The following is a 1,035-nucleotide window of genomic DNA, read 5'->3' as shown; positions in this document are numbered from 1 at the left end:
ATAAATTCTCTTAATTCATCTAAACTTGAGAAGCTTTCCCAAGTTAGATGCCTTTTAACTTCTTCCCACAATCTTTCTATTGGATTAACTTGAGGTGTATGTGGAGGTTGAAATAACAAAACTATGTTTTCTGGTATTTTCAGATGCTGACTTAAATGAAAAGCCCCATTGTCTAACTGAAGAATGTGAATATCTTGAGCATAAGTCTGTGAAAATTTTTCTAAAAAAATATTGAAACAGGCTGTATTTAAATGAGAGAACTCCCAGATAAAATACTCTCCAGTTAATGGTTCCACTAATCCATATAAATAAAAGTTATCCCGCTTCCATTGCATAATCCCGATGGGCTTGACTCCTTTTTTCGTAATTAGTCTCCCAGCTTCAGTCTTCAACCCCACACGGCTTTCGTCCCCACACCAATATCTAATTGTTTTTTGTTTATCTATTGGTGCTATGACGTGTTTTTTAATTACTTCTAAGTATTGTGGCAGTTTTTTTTAAATTCTGATTCTGCTTCGCTATCGTATTTAATACCTACTGCTCGCGGCACTTTTAGCTTTGCTTTCATTTGATAGCGCACTGTATCATGTACTACTTTATATGATACTTCTATCCCTTCTACTGCTTTTAACCATGTTCGTATTTCCTCATAACTTTTGAATCCCTCCGATTCTTGAAGCTCTTTATCCAGATGCTCTCTTACTTGTAAACTAATTATTGCTGGTCGCCCTGGACTCTTTTTTGTTGTTAATAGACCCAAGACTCCCGACTCTTGATAATCTTTTAACCATCTTTGTACCGTTATCCTTGCCCTTCCTACTACCACCGCTACATCTTGTATTGTTTTCACCTGTCCTATTTTTAGCAAATACAAAGCTTGAATCCGTTCAAAACTTGATGCTGTTTTTTGTTTTAAGAGCAACTCATGTAATTCCTCTACTGACTCTCTTATTTCTACTTTGGTTACTCCAGCCATCTTTGCTCCTTAATATTTATTCCTTATTTATCTGTATCACAATTTTCGTGAATTGGTAT

Annotated in this window: 2 protein-coding genes; both read right to left on the bottom strand. The window is 35.5% G+C overall.

Features of this window, described 5'->3' with window-relative positions; translation table 11 throughout:
• On the bottom strand, window positions 1-428 hold a 428-nt coding region (locus tag IQ244_RS32265), incomplete at its 3' end, for an IS630 family transposase (RefSeq protein WP_322746155.1).
• A gap of 47 nt (window positions 429-475) precedes the next feature.
• Window positions 476-976: a helix-turn-helix domain-containing protein gene (locus tag IQ244_RS32260; RefSeq protein ID WP_193900717.1), complete on the bottom strand. Its 501-nt coding sequence runs from the start codon at window positions 974-976 to the stop codon at window positions 476-478.
• Between the last annotated feature and the right edge of the window lie 59 nt (window positions 977-1,035).

It is taken from the genome of Nostoc sp. LEGE 06077, assembly GCF_015207705.1.
GTDB lineage: Bacteria > Cyanobacteriota > Cyanobacteriia > Cyanobacteriales > Nostocaceae > Nostoc_B.
The sequence above is the reverse complement of the archived record's forward strand: the minus strand, read 5'-3'. Positions and strand labels throughout refer to the sequence as shown.

Excerpts from the sequence above, each read along its gene's own strand:
- IQ244_RS32260 (WP_193900717.1), bottom strand. The coding sequence starts at position 976 with ATGGCTGGAGTAACCAAAGTAGAAATAAGAGAGTCAGTAGAGGAATTA.